This window comes from Hymenobacter sp. M1-2, from assembly GCF_057808495.1.
On sequence record NZ_JBTYZO010000029.1, the window covers coordinates 62125 to 75628 of the forward strand.

11 protein-coding genes are annotated in these 13504 nt (G+C 59.2%); 4 read left to right on the plus strand and 7 right to left on the minus strand.

Features of this window, described 5'->3' with window-relative positions; all coding sequences use genetic code 11:
• Nucleotides 1-11: 11 nt before the first annotated feature.
• The 3 genes from pheT to radC form a co-directional block, all read right to left on the minus strand.
• Nucleotides 12-2456, minus strand: a complete 2445-nt coding sequence (gene pheT, locus ACYSMN_RS22430; protein WP_488926159.1) for a phenylalanine--tRNA ligase subunit beta — start codon at nt 2454-2456, stop codon at nt 12-14.
• Between the two features lie 295 nt (nt 2457-2751).
• Nucleotides 2752-3369 carry a DUF1684 domain-containing protein gene (locus ACYSMN_RS22435; protein WP_488926160.1) on the minus strand — a complete coding sequence of 206 codons (618 nt, stop codon included), beginning with the start codon at nt 3367-3369 and terminating at the stop codon, nt 2752-2754.
• Between the two features lie 174 nt (nt 3370-3543).
• On the minus strand, nt 3544-4299 hold the full coding sequence (gene radC / locus ACYSMN_RS22440) for a RadC family protein (RefSeq protein ID WP_488926161.1): 756 nt from the start codon (nt 4297-4299) through the stop codon (nt 3544-3546).
• 113 nt (nt 4300-4412) lie between these two features.
• Here radC and ACYSMN_RS22445 point away from each other — a divergent pair, with 113 nt between their 5' ends.
• The 4 genes from ACYSMN_RS22445 to ACYSMN_RS22460 all read left to right on the plus strand — a co-directional run bounded on the left by ACYSMN_RS22445 (nt 4413) and on the right by ACYSMN_RS22460 (nt 8281).
• Nucleotides 4413-5669 (plus strand): metallophosphoesterase, encoded by a 1257-nt coding sequence (locus tag ACYSMN_RS22445; protein WP_488926162.1) that lies wholly within the window; start codon nt 4413-4415, stop codon nt 5667-5669.
• A 263-nt stretch (nt 5670-5932) separates the two neighbouring features.
• A complete protein-coding gene (locus tag ACYSMN_RS22450; protein WP_488926163.1) occupies nt 5933-6640 on the plus strand; it encodes a carboxypeptidase-like regulatory domain-containing protein in 708 nt (235 codons plus the stop codon).
• Nucleotides 6641-6871: 231 nt separating this feature from the next.
• Nucleotides 6872-7891, plus strand: a complete 1020-nt coding sequence (gene uvsE, locus ACYSMN_RS22455) for a UV DNA damage repair endonuclease UvsE (RefSeq protein WP_488926164.1) — start codon at nt 6872-6874, stop codon at nt 7889-7891.
• Nucleotides 7892-7945: 54 nt separating this feature from the next.
• Nucleotides 7946-8281 carry a hypothetical protein gene (locus ACYSMN_RS22460; protein WP_488926165.1) on the plus strand — a complete coding sequence of 112 codons (336 nt, stop codon included), beginning with the start codon at nt 7946-7948 and terminating at the stop codon, nt 8279-8281.
• A gap of 175 nt (nt 8282-8456) precedes the next feature.
• On the opposite strand, the gene ACYSMN_RS22465 is transcribed toward ACYSMN_RS22460, so the two are convergent.
• The 4 genes from ACYSMN_RS22465 to ACYSMN_RS22480 form a co-directional block, all read right to left on the minus strand.
• The gene (locus ACYSMN_RS22465) at nt 8457-8831 is read right to left on the minus strand and encodes a hypothetical protein (RefSeq protein WP_488926166.1); all 375 of its coding nucleotides are present in this window, start codon (nt 8829-8831) and stop codon (nt 8457-8459) included.
• Between the two features lie 166 nt (nt 8832-8997).
• Nucleotides 8998-9735: an SDR family NAD(P)-dependent oxidoreductase gene (locus ACYSMN_RS22470; RefSeq protein ID WP_488926167.1), complete on the minus strand. Its 738-nt coding sequence runs from the start codon at nt 9733-9735 to the stop codon at nt 8998-9000.
• 190 nt (nt 9736-9925) lie between these two features.
• Complete coding sequence (locus ACYSMN_RS22475; protein WP_488926168.1) at nt 9926-11242, minus strand: family 1 glycosylhydrolase; 1317 nt, start codon at nt 11240-11242, stop codon at nt 9926-9928.
• Between the two features lie 1099 nt (nt 11243-12341).
• On the minus strand, nt 12342-13133 hold the full coding sequence (locus ACYSMN_RS22480) for a 3'-5' exonuclease (RefSeq protein WP_488926169.1): 792 nt from the start codon (nt 13131-13133) through the stop codon (nt 12342-12344).
• Nucleotides 13134-13504 lie beyond the last annotated feature (371 nt).

A 13504-nucleotide genomic window follows, 5' to 3' on the forward strand; every position in this document is an offset into this window, starting at 1 on the left:
CAAAAACCAATTTACTTCCGAATCAAGGCGCCGGCCTGCTGCTCGAACTGCTGAATCAGCCGCTGCATCACCGAATCGATGGCCTGGTCGGTTAGGGTTTGGGTGGCGTCTTGGAGCAGGAAGCTGACGGAGTAGGACTTCTTGTCGGCGCCCAGATTGGGGCCTTCGTACACGTCGAACACGTTTACCTGCTGAAGCAGCTTTTTCTCGGTGCGGCGGGCAATCTGCTGAAGCTGGTCGAAGGTCACGGTTTTATTCACTACTAGTGACAAGTCGCGGCGCACTTCCGGGAACTTGGGCAACTCGCGGGCCATAAGGCTATTCTTGTACTTACGCATCAGCCAATCCCAGTCCAGCTCGGCGTACCACACCGGCTGACTCACATCCATTCGCTTTAGAATAGCCCCCGACACGGCCCCGAGTTGCGCCACCGGCTGGTTCTGGGCCAATAGCGTGAGGCCGCCAGCCAGGTACGGGTGCTGCACCGGCTGTGAGTTGGGCGCTGGGAAGCCCAACGCGGCCAGCACTTGCTGCACCGCGCCGGCTAGCTGGTGATAGGTGCTTTTCTCCGACTTCTGCTGCCAGGTTTCGGCGGTGGTGTTGCCGGTGAGGTAGAGCACGAGCTTGTTTTTTTCGTCGTACTGACCGTCGGCGCGACGGTGGTAGGTTTTGCCGAACTCGTAGAGCTTCAGGTCGCGCTGACGGCGATTCACGTTGTAGCGCACCACCTCCAGGCCGCTGTGCAGCATAGCGGGGCGCAGCACGTTCAGCTCGGCACTGTTGAAGTTGAGCAGGCGCACCAACGTCTCATCCTTCCCCCCTTCCTTCTCAAAGTAGAGGGAGTTGGTAATGGAGTTGGTGATGATTTCGGAGAAGCCCTGGCCGCTGAGTAAGCGGGCCGTGTTCTGCCGAATGATTTCGGGGTCGGGATTCGGGAAGCGGGCCAAGAACGAGGCCGAATTGTGCGGACGTAGCGCCACGTGGTTGTAGCCGTAGATGCGCAGAATTTCCTCAATCACGTCGGCCTCGCGGGTCACGTCCACCTTGTGCGGCGGTACCGACAGTATCCAGGTTGGGTGTTGGTCTTCTATTTCCTCGGCAATCAGAATGTCGAGGTCGGTAAGAATCTGACGGATGCGCTCCGGCGCGATGAACTGGCCTACCAGCTTTTCCACGCGCGGCAGGCGCAGGCGCACGGTGGCGTGACCGATGGGCGTAGGATATTCATCCACGATGGGCGCGGCCACGGTGGCGCCGGCTACTTCCTGGAGCAGCAGCGCCGCTCGTTTTAGGGCCACGGGCACCATGTGCGGGTCGGTGCCCCGCTCGAAGCGGAAGGAGGCGTCGGTTTTGAGTTGGTGGGTTTGGCCGGTTTTGCGCACGGCGGCGGGCTGGAAGTACGCGCTTTCCAGAAACACGCGGGTGGTAGCGTCCGTCACGCCCGAAGTCTTGCCGCCGAACACGCCCGCCAGCGCCATCGGCGCACCGTTAGCATCGGCAATAACCAGATCTTCCGCTTTCAGCGTGCGTTCCGTACCATCGAGCGTGATGAATTTCTCCCCCGCCGCGGCCCGCTTCACGCGGATTCGCCCGCCCGTAATCTGGTCAGCATCGAAGGCGTGCAGGGGCTGGCCTAGCTCGTGCAGCACGAAGTTGGTGACGTCCACTACGTTGTTGATGGGCGAGAGGCCGATGCTGCGCAAGCGGCGCTGCATCCACTCCGGCGACGGGCCCACCTGCACGTTCTCCAACAGCAAGCCGGCATAACGAGGGTTGGCTTCGGGGTCTTCGATGGTAACACTAATCTGTTTGCCTAGCCATTCAGGCACATCCTCATTTGGCGCGTGGAATTTGCTCACGTCGGGCAGGTGGCAGGGCTGGCGCAGCAGGGCGCGCAACTCGCGGGCCACGCCGTAGTGCGAGGCGGCATCGGCGCGGTTCGGGGTCAGGCCTATTTCGAATACGGAATCGGAGCCTAGGCCGAAGTAATCGGCGGCGGGCGTGCCGTTGGGCAGGTCGGTATTCAGCTCCATAATGCCGGCGTGCGAGGTGCCTAGCCCGATTTCGTCTTCGGCGCAAATCATGCCCTCGGAAGCGGCACCCCGAATCTTGGACTTCTTGATTTTGAATGGCTCGCCCTGCGTGGGGTAGAGCGTGGCACCTTCCAGGGCTACTACCACCTTCAAGCCAGCGCGCACGTTGGCAGCGCCGCACACGATCTGACGGGGCGTGCTGTCGCCCACGTCCACGGTAGTGAGGCTGAGTTTGTCGGCGTCGGGGTGTTTTTGGCAGGTGAGCACCGTGCCCAGCACCACGCCGCGCAAGCCGCCCGGAATACTTTCCAGGTACTCAATGCCTTCCACTTCCAGCCCGGAGCTGGTGAGCAGCTTACCGATTTCCTCGGCGGGTTTGTCGGTAGGAATGAGCGTACGGAGCCAGTCGAGGGAAATTTTCATGAGGTAGTCGGTAAGCTATAGTCAGCAGCCGGGCCGTTGGCGCCCCAGCATACCCAGCAAAGGTACGGATTCGGGCGGGCGGCTTCAATGGCTGCTGAAAGGTTACCAAGCTGCTGGCGGCTGCTGGCGGCAGTCTTGAGCCGACGCTGTCGGCGTGACTGCCAGCCTCGGAAGCCGATCCAGTCTTCAGACTGGACAGTGAACCTAAACTGCCTGGTTTCGCAAGTCTGAAGACTTGCCGGGCTGCGTGGCGGGCAGACGCGCCAGCTTTGCTGGCTAAGTCTGCCGCCAGGGACTACTCTTTATAGCCCTTTTCGCCGGCTTTGATTTCCGCGGCCAGGCGGTTGTCCTGTGGGGGGACGGGGCAGGCGTAACTGTCGTTGTAGGCGCAGAAGGGATTGTAGGCGGTGTTGAAGTCCAGTACGAGCTCCTTTTCGTTAGGCTTGGGCAGAGCGGTGTCGAGGTAGCGGCCGCCGCCGTAGGTGGCGTGGCCGTTCGTGCGGTCGGTGAAGGGAATGAAGAGGGTGGAGTCCTGGCCGTCGGCTTTGAGAAACAAGGTCAGCTTGTAATCCTGCTGGTTTAGCTTGAAAGTGGCGCGGCCCCAGCGAAGGTACTTATCAGCTTTGCCATCGGTGAGGGGCATTTCCACGGTGTCGCGCTGAGTGAACTTCTCCAGTTGGGCATCGAAGCGGTAGGCTTTGTCGGGAGCGTAGTATTTCAGGCTGTCGAAGGTGTTGCGCTGTGCCTCGCTGAGCGGGGAGCCTTGCACGCGCCGGAAACTGTCGTTCTTCTCTTTGCGAGCCTTGCGCAGGCGGGCGGCGTACTGGTCGTCGTTGAAGACGAGGTCTTGCAGAAAATAGCCCAGCACCAGCAGCAGCCCGAGAATAGCGAAGAGTTTGGGATTGATACGCATGGCGCAAAGGTAGAAACCAGTCTGTGCTGGTTTTTGGTTATTCGTTTTTGGTTGTTGGGGTCGTTCAATACGGCTGGATTCATGGCTTCGCGCTGCTCCACCATTTATACCAGAGCTACACCCAACGGCCAAGCATTACAGCCAAAAACCATAAACCAACAACCAAAAACCACTTCACAGCATGCCTTCGTCGGCGAAGCTGTAGTAGCCGGCGTCGGTGTAGATGAGGTGGTCGAGGATGGGCAGGTCGAGGAATTGGCCGGCTTCCTTGAGTTTACGAGTGAGGGCAATGTCGGCCGCGGAGGGGCTGCGGTTGCCGCTGGGGTGGTTGTGCACCAGAATAATCGAGGAGGCCAGCTGCTCCAGCGCCTCCTTGAAAATCAGCTTCGGGTCGGCGACGGTGCCGGCCACGCCGCCGCGGCTGATGCTGGTTTTGCGCATCACCACGTTGGCCCGGTTCAAGAGAATCACCCAGAACTCCTCGTGCGGCAGGTCTTGCAGGTTAGGGCGAATGAGTTGGTAGATGTCGCGCGAGCCGGTGATGGTGGTGCGGGCCGGCGCGTCGGATTCTTTGCGGCGGCGACCTAGCTCCAGCGCGGCTATAATAGTAATGGCTTTGGCTTCACCGATGCCTTTCTGGCGCATCAGCTCCTTGAGCGAGAAGCGGGCTAATGTGTTGAGGTCGTTGTCAGCGGCGTTGAGCACCAGCTTGGCCACGTCTACGGCCGAGAGCTTGGCCGTGCCTGATCCGAGTAGAATAGCCATCAACTCGGCATCGGAAAGGGCGGCGCGGCCCTTCTGCATGAGCTTCTCCCGCGGCCGGTCTTCCTCGGCCCAGCTCTTGATACCAAACGACGACGGATTCTCGTAAGGGGCTTCAGCAGCCGTTGGCGCGGGAATATTTCCCGACAGATTGTCAATAGGTTGCATACGGCACTTCGCTTGTAGAATGCCGGAAAGTAAAGTAAAAACCCCATTTCCCCGTCTGACCTCATACGCTGGCCCAACGAACCAATTCTGGCCGGTGTGGTTTCTTCCCCGATATGTCTCGTTCCCTTTCTGGTATTTTGTTTCTGCTGCTGTTTCTGGTGGCCGAATGGTATGGTTTCCAGGCCATCCGAACGGCGTTGCAAAGCGCCACTCCCGTAGCTCGTAAAACGGCTGGCTACCTCTACTGGCTTATTACGGCTCTCACCTGGGGCCTAGGCATCTGGGCAATGGCCACCCGCGGGCAGGGCCACGCACCATATAAGGCCTACGTGGCCACTACCCTGCTGGCGTTGCTGGTAGCCAAGCTGGTAGTTTTGCTGTTCCTGTTTCCGGAGGATCTGGTGCGCGGTGTCCGTTGGATTGCGCAACGCTTCATCTCCCGCCCCGCCGGCACGCCAGGCACGGCCATCACGCGCAGCGAGTTCCTGAGCAAAGCGGCCCTGCTAGCAGCGGCCGTGCCGTTCGTGGCCCTTATTTGGGGTATGGTGAAAGGCGCTACCGACTACCGGGTGAAACGCGTAACGCTGCGCTTTCCCAATCTACCCGCTTCGTTCGACGGCTTTACGCTCTTGCAGATTTCCGATTTGCACACCGGTAGCTTCGCCTCCAAAGAGCCGCTGCAACGCGCCGTAGCCCTCATCAATCAGCAAAATGTGGACCTCGTGGTGATGACCGGCGACCTAGTAAACAACATCGCCACTGAGGTAGAAGACCACATCGAGACGCTGGCCCAGATTCAGTCAAAGCTGCCCAAGTTGTCCATCCTCGGCAACCACGACTACGCCGACTACGTCGACTGGACCGAGCAGGGCGGCGCGGCGGCTAAAGCGGCCAACCTGGCACGGCTCAAGCAAAATCACGCCAAAATTGGATGGAACTTGATGCTCGATGAAGCCCGCACTATTGAGCGCAACGGCGAGAAGATTAGCATTCTTGGTATTCAGAACTGGGGCGCGGCCATGCGTTTTCCCAAGTACGGCAACCTAGCCAAAGCCCACGCCGCCGCCGACCCAAACGCCCCCTTCAAGATCCTGCTCTCCCACGACCCTTCGCACTGGGATGCGCAAGTACGGCCGGAGTTTCCGGACGTAGACCTCACGCTCTCGGGCCACACCCACGGCATGCAGTTCGGCGTCAACCTGCCCTTCTTCAAGTGGAGCCCGGTGCAATACGTGTACAAGCAGTGGGCTGGCCTCTACCAGCAGGGTCAGCAGTATTTGTACGTAAACACCGGTCTGGGCTATATCGGCTACCCCGGCCGCGTCGGGTTCCTGCCCGAAATCACCGTATTCGAGTTGCGCCGAGCTTAGGTAGTGCGAGCTTAGAACGGAGAAGTAAGAAGTCAGCCTCGCTTCAGGTGAGCTGACTTCTTACAGCATACACCAACGGCCGTTACTTGGAGCCGACTCCTTGGCGGCGTGTTGGAGCCTGCACCGCAGCCGGTCGGTACAAATTGAGCGTTTGTCGATTCAGAACTCGCTTTTTCAAGGGAAAGCTCGTACCTGCAACGGTGCGAGCTTTTTCTGGCTCTGTTGTTGGCTACCTTGCCTGCCGCTGGCGTTACTCCTGGTTGATGATTTTTCCTGATTTCCTTTTCAACGCACTCCTGCGTTTTACTCGGTTTCCTCGTTGCGCTGGCTGGTACGTGGCCGGTTTGCTGCTGATGCTCTGCCCGTTTGGAGCCAACGCCCAGAACCCGTCCGTACGCGTGTCGGGCTCGGTATCAGAGGCGGGTACGGGGCGCTCCATTGGCGGGGCGGCCGTATTTGTGCAGGGCAGTGGGCGCGGCACCGTAGCCAACGAGGAAGGCGACTTTCGCATTGACGTAGGCAACCAAGACACGCTGGTATTTCGGGCGGTGGGCTTCAAAACACGCCGGGTGCCCCTGGGCGGTACGGGCCTCTCGCAGCTGGTTATTCAGGTAGCTATGATGCGCGACAGTATCCGGCTCGGCGAGGTGCGCGTGACCGAAGGCCGCCCCGACCGCGCCACCATCAACCGGGCGCTACGCAACATCAAGCGGCCTAGCACCGCGCCAACCAGCGCCGTGAAACGTCCGCCCGCTCCCCGTCCCCTTTTCCCCGTCGACAGCATTGCGCCCCGGCCCGTGGCTCCCACGCTGGAAAGCCCCGTTAGCTTAATTTATGACCAGTTCTCGCGCGCTGGCAAAGAGCGGCGGAAGATGGAGGAGATTCAAGCCGCCGAAGCCGCCGAAAAAGCGCGGAAGGCGCGGCAGAAGTACAACAAGAACTTCAAGGACAACCGGGGGTACGAGCCATAGCGCTATTCTGTGCTGTCATTGCGAGGCGCAGCCGCGGCAATCCTTCCTCTCAAAGCCGAAAACGTCACTTGTAAGACCAAGCTCCTGGCATTAGTGTGCTAATCTAACGAAGGGTTTAGCGCTTCAGGAGGCTTTGTGCTGTGAGAGGAAGGATTGCCGCGGCTGCGCCTCGCAATGACAGCACAGCTTGTGCTTACCAACCCACCGCGGCGCTAGCCCGTAAGCCTGAAGATGAAAATTGGGTATCCTTGCATCAATCAGTCGCTCGACTGTACTTCGTCGGCGACGTTCCGGCTGGCTTCTTACTCGGAGGAGCGGCTGGAGCAGACGGTGGCGGCTAATCTGGCCTGTTTGCAGCGCATTCTGGAATACAACGTGGCGCACGGCCTGCTGTTCTTCCGCGTCAGCTCCGACATCGTGCCGTTTGGCTCCCACCCCATCAACACGTACCCCTGGCAAACGCGCTTCGCGGCGGAGTTCCGGGCTATTGGCGACTACATCAAGGCGCACGACATGCGGATTTCGCTGCACCCCGACCAGTTCGTGGTGCTCAATTCGCCCAACCCCGACATCGTGCAGCGCAGCATTGCGGAGTTGGTATACCAGGGCACGATGCTGGACTTGATGGGCCTCGATAGCACCGCCAAGCTCCAAATTCACCTGGGCGGCCTCTATGGCGACCGGGATGTGGCCATTGAGCGGTTTATTGCCACGTTTCACACGCTGCCAGCCGAAGTGCGGGTGCGGCTGGTGGTCGAAAACGACGACCGGCTCTTTAGCCTCCAGGATTGTCTGCGGCTGCACGCGGCCACCGGTACGCCCATCCTGTTCGACAACTTCCACCACGAGTGCCTCAACCACGGCGAACCCATGGCCGAAGCGTTGCGCATGGCGGCGGCCACTTGGCATCCGGTCCGCGACGGGGTGCTGATGATGGATTACAGCTCTCAGTCGCCGGGCGAGCGGCGGGGCAAGCACGTCAGCTCCATTGAAGAGGACTTGTTCCGGGGGTTTCTGCGGGAACTGCAAGGGCTGGACGTGGACATCATGCTGGAAATAAAAGACAAGGAAGCTAGCGCCCACCGGGCCTGCGGCATCTTGCGCGACCTGTCCTTGGTGCCCGCCGCTCCGGCTGACTATGTGCCGCCCGTGTTTCCGGCGCCCGGCGAGGCCGCCCCGCCCAAACCCCGGAAAGCCCGCACCACCAAAGCCGCCGGCCCGGCTGCCTCAGAAGCCACAGCGGGTCATTAACCTAGCGGCTAGCTCGGCGGTTTCCCTTACTCACTCGTAACCCTCTCCCCCATTATGATCAACGACCTGCTCAACGCCACGATTCACGCTCTGCAAAGCGGCCTCACCACCATTCCAATCAGTGGCGCCATGGACAACACCGAAACCTGGCAGCAGAAGCTCCTACAAAGCGGCGACCCGGCTTTGCAAGACGTAGGCCGCGAAATCGGCAACCTACAATCCTTGCTCACTAGCGGCGTCCTCAACCCCGAAGCCATTGGCAACTCATTGAGCATGTTGGGTTCCCAAACCAACCAAGCCGCCGTGCACGCCGACGAAGAGCTGAAAGCCGGCCTGCGCAACCTCGGGGACCTGCTACTCCAGCTCGGCGCGAAACTCACTGCCGCTTGAGTAGAGAGAGCTTAGAACTGAGATAGGAGAAGCGAGATTTCTCTTCTGATCATTGCATAAGGTTGGTTTTCGCATAGCCATTTAACCTAAGCAAGTGCTATGACATTGACCATTAAACGAAAAGCCCGCTCCTGTCTAGAGCGGGCTTTTTGTTGCTGGCAGTAGCCGCGGTAAGCTAATACTGAGACGAAGAAGGAGCTGGAGTTGACGCTGGAGCTGGCGTAGTAGTGGTTCTAGGCGCGGGGCGCGTATCGGTGGGGAGGATGGGGTTGGTGGGCTTGACCGTTCCGTTGCGTTCCATCACGCGGCCCTCGATGGTGGGCGCGGGGCGCTGAATGGGTTGTTCGAGGGTGGAGCCGGGGCCGGTTTGGGTGGGGTTGGCAGTCGTGGGCGTGCGTTGGTCGAGAGTGCCAGGGTTTGATGGTGGGGCGGCGGGTACCGTGGTTTGGTTTTGGGAGCCGCGGCGTTCCGGTGAGGTGGGCGTTATTTGAGCCTGGGCCGTTACGGTGGCAGCGAGCAACGCGGCGGCGAGAAGGAAGTGCGTTTTCATGGGAAGTAGTTGGGGTGAATCTAGATAGCGTTTGCTCCTCATACGGCTCCTTTTGCATCAGCGCCTACCAAACTCGTCTTTATGTGGCTGAGCGATTTCCGTTTGAAGCCGGCCGCGCAACAAATCACCCAGTATTTCTTAGTCAACCTAACAGCATTCCGCGCCCTTACAGCCGGTCCAAGCGGCCGCCGTCTACGCGGATTTCGGCGCCTTGCACGAAAGCGGCGTCGTCGGAGGCTAGGTAGGCGATGGTGGCGGCTATGTCTTCGGGCCGGCCTACATCGGCGGGGTCTATTTTTTCCGCGCCGCTTTTCACGTTGGGGTTTTCCCAGAGCATGGGCGTGTCAATGGCGCCCGGCAGCACGGCATTCACCCGGATACCTTTGGCCTTGCCTTCCAGCGCCGCCGTGCGCGTAAGCGAGTTGACGGCCGCCTTGGCCGCTGCGTAAGTTCCTACCAACGGGCTGGTTTCGATGGCGTGAATGCTCGACACGTTGACGATGGCACCACCGGGTTTCATGTGCAGAAAAGCCTGCTTGATGAAATAAAACGCGCCCAGCAAATCAACCCCCAGCACGCGCCGCCAATCGTCGCCGGTCAGCTCTTCCAGCGGCTTGAACTGCATCAGGCCCGCATTATTCACGATAACATCAAGCCGGCCGAAACGGGCCAGCGTGCCGGCTACGGTGGCTTCTACCTGGGTTTCTTCCGACACGTCGCAGACGCTGGTCCACACGTCAGGGGCGCCGGCTGCCTGCACTTGCGGCGCGGCCTTGGTTAGATTTTCTTCGTTGTGGTCAGCCAGAACCAAGCGGGCGCCTTCGGCAGCAAAGCGTTTGGCCGCTGCCAGGCCAATGCCGCTGGCGCCGCCGGTGATGAGTACTACGCGGTCCTTAAATCTCATGATAAAGTGGTTAGGCAAGAAGGTTTAGGGCAGGCAGTAGAGCGGAAATCCGTTCCACACCAGCTGGGCACGGTAGCGCGAAGCTCCGGCTTCGCGCATCGTTGCTGATGTTGAACAAGCGGCACCATACCGTAGCAACGATTGTCGTTCAACGATGCGCGAAGCTGGAGCTTCGCGCTACGGCGCTGCTTCAAGATTCGATGGAAGCAGTATTGGCCCCGGCCGTGGAAAGGTCGCGGCGCGTCTGGCGGGCTTCCTGCCGTTGCTTCTGGGCCCAGGATTCGTCGCTTTGGCTGGGCATTACGATGGGCACTTGCAAGCACACGCTCTGGGCGGGCAGCACTTGCCGCCAGTCGTGGATGAGCTGTTTGTAGGCCTCGCCCACAGGCCGGATGTTGCGGTCCAGGTCGTAGAGGCCGAGCGGGTTCACGTTGCCGTTGTCTTCGCGCAAAGCGGAATCCCAATCCACTTGGTCGGTGAGGGAGTACCAGGTGAAGCCGACGATGGGCACGCCATCGTTGCGGACGCGCAGCACGTTGGCCCACTCCTTCCACAGCCAGTTTACGGCCTCGTCGCCGTTGGGGCCTTGGTTGAGGTTGGTTTCGGTGTGCATCACGGGCAGCCGGTACCGGTCGTGGTACTGGCGCGTGATGACGTGGTAGCCAAAGATTTCGCCCGAGGCGCAAGTGCTGCCATCGGCCTTCACGCGGTGCTCGTTGGTTTTGTAGTAGTCGTTGCCCATGATGCACTGGTGCTTGAGCTTGTGGCCGAGGAAGAAATGATACTCCTCGCGGCTCATGCCATTGTCGAGCAAGTACTCGTACATCTCCGAATCCACGCGCCGGCCGTAGTTGAGGTCCAACGACAAAAACCGCTTGGCGTTCATCAGCTCGGCGGGCTTAATAGCAGCCGGATTTTCCGCGTGGAAATACTCCGACGACTCGCTCTGCACAAACAGCGCATCGGGCCGAACTTCCACAATGGCCTGCATAGCCAGGATGTTGGCCTTCACGATGTATTTGAGCGCCGTTACGAAGGCCCTATCCGATTGCAGCTGCTCGTTCCACCAACCGTACATGGCCGAAAAGGTGGCGCAGATAAACATTTCATTCACTGGCGTATAAAGCTGCACCCACGGAAAGCGCGCCGCGAAGGCGCGGGCGTACTGAGCAAACAACACCGGGAAATCGGGATTCTGGAAATTCCCTAGCCAGTCGGGCACCCCGAAGTGGCACAAGTCCACGATGGGCATGATGTCGCGGCGGCGCAGGTCGGCAAACGTGAGGTCGGCGAAACTCCAGTCGTAGCGGCCGGGTCCGAGCCAGGTGGTATGGATGGGCGGACCGTAGCGCAGAAAGCAAATACCAAGCTCCTGCACCAGCTCAAAGTCCTTCTGCCAGAAATCATAGTGGCGGCACTTCGCCAGCTCATCCACGCGCACTTTGCCGCCCTGAATGGTAGGATTGCTGTTTTCGATGCCAGTAGCAAACAGAAACTGAGGAGCCATTACTACACGGGTAGCAGCCGCGGGCCGCGACTGAGTGAAAAGGAGAAGTACGAGCAACGCGGGCCGTAGGACGCCCATGCGCTAGTACTGTGCTTACTCCGTTCCGTACTGTTGTGTTGTGTTGTGTGCGGGCCACCTGGCCATTAGTCGAGAAGGGTGCTACGCCTGGCCCACTCGCAGAGAGAAATTGGGAACCGCAGAAGCACTACCGCCTTCTTCATCCGCCGCAACGCGAACTAACGGCTTCGCAAAGGAAGCTAGCGGTTCTGCGAAGGAAGCTAACGCCTTCGCGAAGGCAACTAACGGCTTCGCGGAGGCATTTTCGCCCAGAACAAATCCTACTTGCAGTCGTGCAGAGGCATCTCACAGTCTCGCGAAGCCAACTCACGGCTTCGCGGAAGCATCTCACAATTGCGCGGAAGCTCTTGTGACTTTCCAAAATCCTAGTACCAATTCTCAAAATCCTACTCACCATCCCACAAAGCCAGCTAACGATATCGCAGAAGCCCCTAATGGCTCCGTAAAGAGTATAAAAACTAGCAAAAACGGCTTTGAGTGCTTAAAAACAACGTTTTCCGAAGAGCATATCGTAAAAGTAATATTTCACCCAATTGCCTTAAATCATGCTATCCTGATCGAAAAAACCAGATTAATGGCGAGGTTGAGCGGCGCGTATGTCCTTCCTTTTGCGCAGGAGACTTCGTGCTGCTTAAAGCGGTTTCGCGGTTGGTGTACACGGCCCGGCCCCGCGGGACCTCACCCCCGGCCCCTCTCCTCAAGGAGAGGGGAGCCTGACGCAAGCGCAGGACTGGTGCTTCCTCTCTTCAAGGAAAGGTGGCCGGGAAGGAGGCGTCCCGGCCACGATGTGTCACCAACCGCGAAACTGCTTTAGGCTGGCGTTGCTCAACCCAAATGGCCGCGTAGCGGCTTCAGGTTTGTAGAAAACCATGCTGAAACGACCTCGCGCCGCGTACCAATGTCAGATAAGCCAGTGCCTCTGGCACCGCTACGCGGCGCGCCCCCGAACCGACCACAGACTACAATCCTTCAGCCGCTACGCGGCTACTCCAGCACTTATTTTGATTATCTGCCGATTATGTTAGGCGCGGCGCATCATTACGGTGGCTTCGTCGGCGTACTGCACGGCTTCGTCGCCGAAGGGCTCGTCGCCGCGGAACTTGAGCAGCAAGCGGGCCGTGGTGATGATGTCCTTCTGGCAGTAGCGGGCAATGCGCGGCAGGTCGTTTTCCTCGTAGTACACCCTGGCCACGTCCTTGCCCTGGATGTCGTCTTTGGGAGTAGGAATGCCGAACATGGCCGCCAGCAACGACAACGACGTGAACGACTTTCGGTCGCCAAACTTCCACAGCTCCATCGTGTCGAGGTGAGGAATTTCCCAAGGCTTCTTGCCGGCTGTATCCAAGTGAGGCGGTAGTTCGAGGCCGTTGATGAGCATACGGCGCGAGATGTACGGCAAGTCGAATTCCTTGGCGTTGTGTCCGCACAGGCGGAAGTGCGGCCGGTGGCTGATGACCTCGCTGAACTCGCGCAGCAGTTGCTTCTCATCGTGCCCATAGAAGGATTTCACGCTGAAGCGCAGCTCGCCGGTGGGCGTGTGCCGAAACCGTCCCACCGAAATGCAGACCACCCGCCCAAACTCGGCGTAAATACCCGCCTGCTCAAACAACGCCGCCGCGTGCAAGGTATCGGGCAGGGGCGCAATATGGTCGTGGTGCGAAATCCAGCCTTTTTCGCGGCGCAGGGCGTGGCATTTGTGCTCCCACAGCTCCTTGAGCATGTCGTGCAGGTCGTCGTGCTGGCCCACGCAAGGCACGGTTTCGATGTCGAGGACGAATACTTCATCGAGCTTCAAGTCGCGGAGCAAACGCATGGGCAGAGCGGGTAACGGCGGTATACGGATACCGAATATAGTCTTTAGTTGCTGGTTGTTAGTTGTTAGTGCTTGTTTGATTGTTGGTTGATGGTATTTGCTTAGTTATCAGTTGGTAGTTGTTGGTTGATAGTCATTGGATATAGGAAGTAGAAAAAGATTTTGTGGTGCTTCTAAGTATTCTGGGGCAGATGAGGGGCAGCGGGCTAAAGCCCACGCCACAGCTGGCCGTGCTGAACGACATCAACCAACTACGCACCAACAATTACGCACGAAGCACTAACAACCATCAACTACCAGCTGACAACCAACTCTAAGAAGCTGTTTGAGTTAGCAGAATTTGAGAATACGACGAATGTTGGCCCACAGTA

What these genes read in the sequence shown, in the direction of transcription:
- pheT (WP_488926159.1), bottom strand. Translation starts at nt 2,456, where the DNA reads ATGAAAATTTCCCTCGACTGGCTCCGTACGCTCATTCCTACCGACAAA.
- ACYSMN_RS22435 (WP_488926160.1), bottom strand. Translation starts at nt 3,369, where the DNA reads ATGCGTATCAATCCCAAACTCTTCGCTATTCTCGGGCTGCTGCTGGTG.
- radC (WP_488926161.1), bottom strand. Translation starts at nt 4,299, where the DNA reads ATGCAACCTATTGACAATCTGTCGGGAAATATTCCCGCGCCAACGGCT.
- ACYSMN_RS22445 (WP_488926162.1), top strand. Translation starts at nt 4,413, where the DNA reads ATGTCTCGTTCCCTTTCTGGTATTTTGTTTCTGCTGCTGTTTCTGGTG.
- ACYSMN_RS22450 (WP_488926163.1), top strand. Translation starts at nt 5,933, where the DNA reads ATGATTTTTCCTGATTTCCTTTTCAACGCACTCCTGCGTTTTACTCGG.
- uvsE (WP_488926164.1), top strand. Translation starts at nt 6,872, where the DNA reads ATGAAAATTGGGTATCCTTGCATCAATCAGTCGCTCGACTGTACTTCG.
- ACYSMN_RS22460 (WP_488926165.1), top strand. Translation starts at nt 7,946, where the DNA reads ATGATCAACGACCTGCTCAACGCCACGATTCACGCTCTGCAAAGCGGC.
- ACYSMN_RS22465 (WP_488926166.1), bottom strand. Translation starts at nt 8,831, where the DNA reads ATGAAAACGCACTTCCTTCTCGCCGCCGCGTTGCTCGCTGCCACCGTA.
- ACYSMN_RS22470 (WP_488926167.1), bottom strand. Translation starts at nt 9,735, where the DNA reads ATGAGATTTAAGGACCGCGTAGTACTCATCACCGGCGGCGCCAGCGGC.
- ACYSMN_RS22475 (WP_488926168.1), bottom strand. Translation starts at nt 11,242, where the DNA reads ATGGCTCCTCAGTTTCTGTTTGCTACTGGCATCGAAAACAGCAATCCT.
- ACYSMN_RS22480 (WP_488926169.1), bottom strand. Translation starts at nt 13,133, where the DNA reads ATGCGTTTGCTCCGCGACTTGAAGCTCGATGAAGTATTCGTCCTCGAC.